Below are 8,186 nucleotides of genomic sequence, written 5' to 3' on the forward strand. Positions count from 1 at the left end.
CGATCGTTGCGCACTCGGTGGTTGTTCGGCACCGGCGCGCCGTCGAGGGTGGTCAGGTGACCGAGCTGAACCGGCTGCGGCCGGGCGACCTCCGGCCGGCCCCGGTGGTCCTGCTGCCGGTGGCCGCACTGGGCACCGGGCTGCTGGCCGGGGTGTACCTGGACTGGGCCCACACGGTGATGCCCGCACTGCGGACGACCGGCGACCGCACCTTCGTCGCGGCCCAGCACGCGCTGGACGCCGCGATCCTCACCCCGCTGTTCCTGCTGCTGTTCCTGGGCGCGCCGGCGGCGACCGGCGCTGCGGCGGTGCTCGCCCGCAGCCGGCCCGGCCGTCGGCTGCCGGCGCTCGTCCTGGTGGCGTTCGGCCTGCACCTGGCCGCGTTCCTCATCACGGTCGCGGTCCACGAACCGCTCAACCTGGTCGTCCGGGGCGGCGGCGCACCGGGGCAGGCGGCCGATCCGGCGGTCCTGCGGGCCGCCTTCGACGAGGCCCGGTGGGCCGGCTGGCACGTCGTCCGCACCGTCCTGACGGTCACCGCGTTCGGCTGCCTGCTCCGCGCGCTCGTCGTCGCCGGGAGGTCGCCCGGCGGGACCCGCCGATGACGGCCGCGACGTCGTTCGTCGGGCGGTCCGCCGAGCCGGCCGCGCTGCGCGCCCTGCTGGATCGCCACCGTCTCGTCACCGTGACCGGGCCGGGCGGTGTCGGGAAGACCCGGCTGGCCCGGCAGGCCCTCGCGGCTCGCCCGGGGGATCCTGCGTGCTGGGCCGATCTCGGGTCGGCCGGCACCCCGGAGCGGGTGGCGCAGGTGGTGACGGCGGCCGCCCGGGTACCGGTCGGACCGGGTGGTGACGCGCTCGACGCACTGACGACGTGGCTGCGCGCGCGCCGTGCGCTGGTCTGCCTGGACACCTGCGAGCACCTCCTGGACGCCTGCGCCCGGCTCGTCGCGGCCCTGCTGCGGACCTGTCCGGAGGTGACGGTGCTGGCCACCAGCCGGGAACGGCTGGGGCTGCCCGGCGAACAGGTGCGGCCGGTCCCGCCGCTGGGCCCGGACGACGCGGCGCAGCTGTTCACCGAGCGGGCCGCCCTGGTGTGCCCGGACGCGGCCGGGATCGAGCCGGGGGCGGTGGCGGCGATCTGCCGCAGGCTCGACGGCATCCCGCTGGCTGTCGAGCTGGCCGCCGCCTGGACCCGGGTGCTGACGCCGTCGGAGATCGAGGACCGGCTCGACGACCGGTTCGAGCTGCTCGTCGACGGCCCGCGCGGGGTGCACGACCGGCACCGCACCCTGGCCGCGTCCATCGGGTGGAGCCTCGACCTGCTCGAACCCGCCGACCGGCGGCTGCTGCGCCGGCTGTCGGTGTTCGACGGTGGGTTCACGGCCGAGGCGGCCACCGCGGTCTGCGGCGGCACGCTCGCCGGGATCGGGCGGCTCGCCGACCGGTCACTGGTGCTGGTCGAGAGGCGGACGGCGACCCGGTTCCGGCTGCTCGACTCGGTCCGCGCGTACGCGTTGCGCGAGCCGGGGGAGGGGCCGGCAGCGGCTACGGCGCTGCGCGGGCGCCACCTCGACCACTACGTCGCGTTCGCCGAGGCCGCCGCCGCGCTGCGGGAACGTGACCGGGACCGGTGGCGGACCGTCCTGCTGGCCGAGCGCGACAACCTCCGCGCAGCGCTCGAGTGGGAACTGTCCCGGCCGGGGCCGGGGCCGTCGGCCGGGCACCTCGGCGGCCTCGACGTCCTCGGCGACACGGTCGCCGACCTGGCATGGTCCACTGGGTCCCGCGGCGATCTGGCGACGGCCCGGCGGATGATCGACCCGGTCGTCGCCGCGGCCGGTGCCGCCGCGCCCGGCTCCGCCGTCCTGCGCCGGTTCTCGCTGGTGGCGGGCACGGTGCAGCGGTGGGCCGGGGAGTACCGGGAGGCCGTCCGGTCGCTCGGGGCCGCGGCCGGCCCCGCCGCCGCGCAGGACGACGACCCGGTCGTCGCGCAGGCACTGCCCGGGCTCGCCGCCGCGCTGCGCGGGCTCGGCCGGGACGACGAGGCCCGCGCGCACGCCGAACGCGCGCTGCGGCTCGCCGCGGCCCTGGACCTGCCGCACGTTCGTGCGGACGCCCTCGACGAGCTGGCCCACATCGCCCGTTCCCCGGCGGCCGCCGGGAACCTGCACCACCGCGCGCTGGAGGTGCGGGTGGCGGCCGCGCTGTGGACGTGCGCCGTCTCCTCCTACGACGCGCTCGCCCGGCTCGCGGCGCCCGGTGCCCCGCTGCGGGCGGCCCGGGTGATCGGCGCCTGCGACGCCGCCCGTGAGCGCGTCGACCGGCCGCGGACACCGGCCGAGCGGCCGGGGCACACGGCACTGCTCGCCGGGTTGCGCGCCGCGCTCGGGCCGGCCGCACTGGCGACCGCGACGGCCGAGGGCGCTGCGCTGTCCCGGGACGAGCTGCACGCCTACCTGAACCGGTCGCGCGGCCCCCGGCGCCGCCCGGCGCCCGGCTGGGACGGGTTGACCCGGGCGGAGCGCGAGGTCGTCGCGCTGGTCGCCGACGGGCTGACGAACCCGCAGATCGGGGTGCGGCTGTTCATGAGCCGGTCCACGGTGAAGACCCACCTGGCCCACGTGTTCGCGAAGCTGGCGGTCACCAGCCGCGCCGAGCTCGCCGCCGCAGCCGTCCGCCGGTCCGGTTCCGGCCGGGTCGCGTCCGGCGGGTGAGCCGCCGGCCCGGTCCTCCCGCCCGGTTCGCGCCGGCCGGCGCTCGCGCACCGCGGCCGCCGGACCTCACCGGGCCAGGTCGTCCGGGTGGCCGGCGTCGAGCCGGGCCCACTGGACGATCGGCCGGCCGTCGCGTCGCCAGCCGTCGGAGTTCTCCCCGTCGCCCCACGGCCGCGGCCAGCCGTCCGGCGAGTCCTCCCAGAGCTCCTGACGCCCGAACACCGTCATGTCCAGCAGCCCGTGGGTGGGTGTCATGACCTCCACCCCGCGACCGCCGGTGTAGTACGTCTCGAACACCCGCCCGCCGTCGCGGACGTAACAGACCAGGTGGTGGCGCTGCCAATCGCGACCCTCCAGGAGCTCCGGGGCCGTCCGCTCGACCGAGTACCACGGCATGTCCAGCCCCAGGAAGTCCCGGTACCGGATGCTCTCCGGGTACGGCCCCTTGCAGAAGGTGGCGTAGGTGACGTCGCGGGAGTGGAGGTAGGAGAGCTCGCGGACCTGGCTGTTGAAGAACGTGCAGCCCTCGCACTGCTCCGTCGCGGTCCGGCCCGGCCACCAGGCGTGGAAGTAGGCGACGAGCTGCCTGCGCCCCTCGAAGACGTCGAGCAGCGTGACCGGCCCGTCCGGCCCGACGACCTCGATGCCCGCGTCGACCTCGACCATCGGCAGCCGCCTGCGGGCCGCGGCGATCGCGTCGCCCTCGTGGGTGTGCGCCTTCTCCCGGGCGAGCAGCGCGTCGCGGGCCGCCCTCCAGGTCGCCCGGTCGACCACCGGGGGGAGACCCGCACCGGGTGCCGGGTCGTTCTGCTCGTGGTCGGTCATCGTCGTCGCCTCCGTGTGCTCGTGGCGAGATGTCCGGGACGGCCCCGACCTCGTGAGCCCTGTCGTGCGCCCTCTCGTGAGTCCGGCCGTGTTCCCGGCCGTGGTCGTGGTCGATCCCGCCGAACCCGCCCCGCGTCCGCGTCCCCGCCCGTCTGTCTGTCCGTCCGTCCGTCCGTCCGTCCGTCCGGACATCGTCGTTACGGGTGCCGGGCCGAGCATCGGCCATCCGGCCGATGGACCGGCCGCTGCTTCGGTGGAGTCGGGACCGGGAGGAGGTCTGCGCCGACCGGGCCGCGCCCGCGGTCGAACCGGTGCGAGCCGTGCCGGTCGCCGGGCCCGCGGCGACCGCGGTGTCCACGGCGGTGCCGACCGCGGTGTCGTTGTTCCCGGTCGGGCCGCTGCCGGGCGTGGTCGGGGCCCGTGCCGGTCGTCGCGCCGACGGCGATGTTGGTGGTTCCGGTCAGGCGTAGCGCGGTGATCGCGAGGTTCCGCAGGGCGGCCATGACCTGGGGACCGGCTGCTGTGCGGGTCTGGGAGCGACCCTCGTCGAAGGAGACAGCACGGACCCAGTGCAGCCGGTTCTCGATGCTCCGGTGCCCGCGGATCCAGCGGGCGAGCAGGACAGGGTCAGCCTGGAACGTGGTCAGGCTGGTGATCGCGTAGACGGTCGTGGTCTTCCATCGTCCGCCCGGGCGCAACGGTCGACGCCGGCGGATGACTCTGATGGCTTGGGCGGCGTGCGGGACGAACTCTCCGCCCCGGTCCGGGTACCGGTCCAGGCAGAGCACGCTGATCGTGTGGGTCTCGACCCGCCCGTGGCCACGAGCCCGCTGCTGGGCGGCCGGCCCGGTCATCGTCCAGGGCAGCGCGCGCAGCCGGGTCAGCAGCGTGGGCTGGTTGGCTTTGACCGTCATCAGGAAGTGCCCGCCGCGTTCGCGCAGGTAGCGGGCATGGGTGCGCTGAGTGTGCAGCACGTCGGCGGTGATCAGCACACCGTTCAGGTCCAGTCCGGTGAGAAGACCGGGGACCGCGGTCGGCTCCTCGGACTTCGCGTCGACCCCGACGTGAGCCGGCACCGCACCACTGCTCTGGTCGATCACCGACACCAGGTGCGTCCGCCGCTCCTCACGACGGGCCCCGCGCAGAGACTTGCCGTCCAGCGCCCAGACCGGGCGCTGCTGCCGGGCGGGCAGACCCGGATCGGCGGGCAGGGTCGCGAGTTGCGCGGCCGCCCACCGGTGCAACGCGTCTTCGACCGCGGTCGGGTCGAGCTGGTGGAGCAACCTGCGGATGGCCGACTCGTGCGGGGCGACCGATCCAGCGCCGAGCAGGTCGAGCACGGACCGTCCGGTGTCGTGGGCGTACTCGGCGATCGCGACGAACGAGCGAGCACCGGCCAGGACTGCGCATGCGCTGATCAGCAGGACGGTGAGCACGCCGTGGCGCACGCCGCGGGCGGCGCGCGGGTCGGGGATCCGGGCCAGGGCATCGAGCAGCGACAACGCCGTCCGTTCTGGATCGATCTCGGCGGTCACCTCATCGATGACGGTGTCCGGTGCGATCAGGGCGGCAACGATCGGGGGGATGACACGGCGGGCACGGCTTCCTGACGGTGATCAAGGCTTCGACACCCTGATGATCACGCCGGGACCGTGCCCGCGCCCGCATCTCTAGCCTGCGTGTCACCGCAGCTCAGCGTCTGTCCCTGCGACTTTGCCGGGGCCCTGGGAGGTGACCGACGCGATCGACCCGGAGCTGATCGCCGATATCGGGCGTCGCCGTCAGGAACTCGGCGCCGAGTGAACCCAGCTCACCGAGCACCTCGAAGCGGTGCGGACAGTGCAAGTGCAACAGCCCAACCCCGCACTGCTCGACCTGCTGCCTGTCGGCCGCTGTGACCTCGACCAGCTCCCCGAGCCGCTGGCACGGCGCCTGTTCGAGGTACTGCGGCTCGAAGCACACGTCGACAAGATCAGCCGGAGTGTGCGGGTGCGGATCACACTGACCGGGAACACCCTGCAGACCGCCCACGCTGCCAGCATCGAGGCCCTGAACAGCGCGCCTGACCAGGCAACAGGCGGTGCAGACAGTCCCGGAGGTGACGGAACCGGTGACCGGTTCCCATCCTTGAAGTGCCCCCGGCAGGACTCGAACCTGCGACCACGGCATTAGAAGGGCCATGCTCTATCCACCTGAGCTACGGAGGCTGCGCGCACCGTCACCAGCGGCGCGGCGCGCGGTTCCAACCGTAGCGACACGGGCAAGCGATCACCCGTCCGACGTCGCCCCGCGGGCCGCCGCGAGCCGCGTTCCGCCATCCGTACGGTTGAAGCAGGCGCGAACAGGGCCTCGCCTGCGACGCTGACGGACGGTCACGTCCATACTGTCCCCATGGTTCTGGGACTGCGATCCGCGATCGGGTCGGATGTAGGTCGCCGCCGGACGTCGAACCAGGACTCCGGCGCGACGACCGGCCGGCTCCTGATCGTGGCCGACGGGATGGGCGGTCACGCCCACGGCGAGATCGCGAGCGCGATGACGGTGTCGGCGTTCACCGAGCTGGACGCACGGTTGCCCCAGGACCTCGGCGACATCGATCTTGCCGCCGAGATGACGGCCGCCCTGGTCGACGCGACCGACCGGCTGTCCCGGCGGGCGGGGGAGGACCCGGACACCCGCGGGATGGGGACGACGGTGGTGTCGCTGCTGCTGACCGGCGACCAGCTCGCGCTGGCGCACATCGGCGACTCGCGCATCTACCGGCTCCGCGACGGCGGGCTGGCCCAGCTGACCCACGACCACACGATGGTCCAGCAGCTCGTCGACCAGGGGCAGATCACCGCCGAGGAGGCCGCCCACCATCCGCGCCGCTCGGTGCTGATGCGGGCGCTGAGCACCGACCACGCCCCGGAGCCCGATCTCGACCGGATCGACATCGTCGAGGGCGACCGGTTCCTGCTCTGCTCGGACGGCGTGACCGCCGTGCTCGACGACGCCGTGCTCCTGAGCGAGCTCGCCGCCGACGCGGACCCGGCGGAGATCGTGCAGCGGCTGATCGACCTCGCGAACGAGGGTGGCGGGCCGGACAACATCACCGCGATCGTCGCCGACGTCGTCGAGCTGCCGGAGGACGCGGACCGGACGCAGGAGGTCACCGTCGCGGGCGCGGCCGCGGAGATCACCACCCTGAACTGACACCCGCGCGGGCGACCGGCGGGTGTGCAGCGTCGGGCGTCGGCGGTAGCGCCCGGCCGTACTGCGCGTGGGGTCGTGTCGCCGGCCGCACCGTGGGGCCGTGTCGTCGGGCCGCAGCTGGCACCCGATGCGGGCCCTCACCGGCGGGCGACGATCCGCCGCAGCCGGACCCGGTGCGCCGCGGACCGATGGGCGACCAACCCGGCCCGCGCCGACGCCGGTAGCTCGGGCGGATAGACACCCGCGGCGCACAGATCGGCGACCGCCACCGGCCGGTCCTCGGCCGCCCCGTCGAGGGTGAAGTCCAGCCGGTCGTCGGCGAGCACGGCGAAATCCGCCGACGACGCCAGCCACTCCGGGTGTTCGACGGCCGAGCGGTGCCGCCAGGACGCCCGCACCGCGCGGCGCAGCTCGCCCCCGCGCCAGCCGAACGACGCAGGCACCGGCAGCAGGACCGAGAGCAGGCCGTGCGGCGCGAGGACCCGCCGGAGCTCGGCGAAGAGCCCGCTCATGTCGTGCAGCAGGGGCAGGAGCAGCGGCACCGCGATCCGGTCCACCGAGCGGGTCCGCAGCGGCAGGGCGAGCGGACGGGCCCGGACGACACCGAAGGCGCCGTCGCCCGCCTCGAGCGCGATCCCGTCCTGGACGAGCGTGGCCCGCACCCGACTGGTCGCCCCCGGGGACCGGCACCACTGGGCGGCCGTCGGACCGTTGCCGGCGCGCAAGCGGTGCAGGACGGGATCGAGGACGTCTCCGGCGGTCGGCACGCGGGCAGTCTCGCGCAGCGCCGGGCCGGTTGGTGTCCGGCACGGCGGGCGGCGCCGTACCGCCGGTGATCGTGGTGTGCCCCAGCCGGTACCCGCCGGGTGCGGCCGGCGGACGGGCGCCGACCGTTCGTCGGCCGCCCGGCCCGCGCCGGACGGTCGGAAAAAGATTCTCGACGACGGACGGGCGCCGGAGCGCAGGACGAACGACGTCCCCATCGGACTTCGCGACCATCGCTCGTCGCCTGCCCTTGCGCGATCGGTGCTGGTCAATCAGGATGCAGGGAGAGCCGGACGGGGTGACCGTTCGTCGCACGGCCGGCTCGGGTCCACCTGGTGGCCCTGCGCCCTCTCCGGAGGGTTTGCGCAGGTCAGCAGGTGTTTGGGACCCCGGTTTGACGCGCCCGGACACCGTGGCGTAACTTAGTTCCTGTCAGCGAGTGAGCCGGACAGAACGGGCCGCAGTGCCCGGTCAACAGGCCCCGTTGGCCAGATGGTCCCCCCGGTGGGTGTCCGAGTTTCTCGGGTGTTTATGGTGGTGGGGTCGAGGCGATCCGCCTTCGGATCCGGTTGTGAGGCCGGTGGTGTGGTGCGGGTGTCTTTTGAGAACTCAACAGTGTGTCGAGCTATTTATTGTTTTGGCGTTTTTGTGCCAGTTTGTTTTTGCCATGGTTCGGTCGGCCTCG

7 protein-coding genes and 1 tRNA gene are annotated in these 8,186 nt (G+C 74.3%); 3 read left to right on the plus strand and 5 right to left on the minus strand.

Annotated elements, in window-relative coordinates:
- The first annotated feature begins 56 nt into the window (after positions 1–56).
- Positions 57–605, plus strand: a complete 549-nt coding sequence (locus tag ABZ881_RS23375) for a DUF1772 domain-containing protein (RefSeq protein ID WP_358487645.1) — start codon at positions 57–59, stop codon at positions 603–605.
- Positions 602–2,716: a LuxR C-terminal-related transcriptional regulator gene (locus ABZ881_RS23380; RefSeq protein WP_358487647.1), complete on the plus strand. Its 2,115-nt coding sequence runs from the start codon at positions 602–604 to the stop codon at positions 2,714–2,716. The genes ABZ881_RS23375 and ABZ881_RS23380 overlap by 4 nt, the downstream gene beginning before the upstream one ends.
- A gap of 66 nt (positions 2,717–2,782) precedes the next feature.
- On the opposite strand, the gene ABZ881_RS23385 is transcribed toward ABZ881_RS23380, so the two are convergent.
- The 4 genes from ABZ881_RS23385 to ABZ881_RS23400 all read right to left on the minus strand — a co-directional run bounded on the left by ABZ881_RS23385 (position 2,783) and on the right by ABZ881_RS23400 (position 5,748).
- The gene (locus ABZ881_RS23385; RefSeq protein ID WP_358487648.1) at positions 2,783–3,541 is read right to left on the minus strand and encodes a DUF899 family protein; all 759 of its coding nucleotides are present in this window, start codon (positions 3,539–3,541) and stop codon (positions 2,783–2,785) included.
- A 197-nt stretch (positions 3,542–3,738) separates the two neighbouring features.
- The gene (locus ABZ881_RS23390; RefSeq protein ID WP_358487649.1) at positions 3,739–5,076 is read right to left on the minus strand and encodes an ISAs1 family transposase; all 1,338 of its coding nucleotides are present in this window, start codon (positions 5,074–5,076) and stop codon (positions 3,739–3,741) included.
- Between the two features lie 157 nt (positions 5,077–5,233).
- Positions 5,234–5,572, minus strand: coding sequence for a hypothetical protein (locus tag ABZ881_RS23395; RefSeq protein ID WP_358487650.1), 339 nt, complete (start codon positions 5,570–5,572; stop codon positions 5,234–5,236).
- A gap of 102 nt (positions 5,573–5,674) precedes the next feature.
- A tRNA-Arg gene (locus tag ABZ881_RS23400) sits at positions 5,675–5,748 on the minus strand.
- Between the two features lie 184 nt (positions 5,749–5,932).
- Here ABZ881_RS23400 and ABZ881_RS23405 point away from each other — a divergent pair.
- Positions 5,933–6,736, plus strand: coding sequence for a PP2C family serine/threonine-protein phosphatase (locus tag ABZ881_RS23405; RefSeq protein ID WP_358487652.1), 804 nt, complete (start codon positions 5,933–5,935; stop codon positions 6,734–6,736).
- Between the two features lie 137 nt (positions 6,737–6,873).
- Here the strand turns inward: ABZ881_RS23405 and ABZ881_RS23410 are convergent, their stop codons facing one another.
- The gene (locus ABZ881_RS23410) at positions 6,874–7,503 is read right to left on the minus strand and encodes a methyltransferase domain-containing protein (RefSeq protein ID WP_358487653.1); all 630 of its coding nucleotides are present in this window, start codon (positions 7,501–7,503) and stop codon (positions 6,874–6,876) included.
- Positions 7,504–8,186 lie beyond the last annotated feature (683 nt).

The sequence above is a fragment of the Pseudonocardia sp. NPDC046786 genome, from assembly GCF_040645415.1.
GTDB classification, from domain to species: Bacteria; Actinomycetota; Actinomycetes; order Mycobacteriales; family Pseudonocardiaceae; genus Pseudonocardia; species Pseudonocardia kongjuensis.